The following is a 242-nucleotide window of genomic DNA, read 5'->3' as shown; positions in this document are numbered from 1 at the left end:
AAGCACCTCTGCTAGCACGCCATCGCGCTCGGCATGGATTGCTGTCTCCATCTTCATAGCTTCAATGGAAAGCAGCACATCACCGGCCTTTACACTCTGCCCGCTGACAACCGCAACAGTTGAAACAATACCAGGCATCGGCGCACCGATATGTGCTTCATTGTTCAGCTCCGCTTTGCGCTTTGCGCCTTTACCAGCACCGCGTGTGCGATCCGGCACTTTGATACGACGCGGCTGACCAT

1 protein-coding gene is annotated in these 242 nt (G+C 55.4%); it reads right to left on the bottom strand.

Annotation, left to right across the window (positions count from 1 at the left end; genetic code table 11):
* On the bottom strand, positions 1 to 242 hold a 242-nt coding region (locus HBA93_RS23050), incomplete at both ends, for a biotin/lipoyl-containing protein (RefSeq protein ID WP_221724778.1).

Origin of the sequence: Ochrobactrum sp. SFR4 (genome assembly GCF_019730395.1) — a bacterium.
Classification (GTDB): Bacteria; Pseudomonadota; Alphaproteobacteria; order Rhizobiales; family Rhizobiaceae; genus Pseudochrobactrum.
This window is presented reverse-complemented; position numbering and strand designations above follow the sequence as displayed.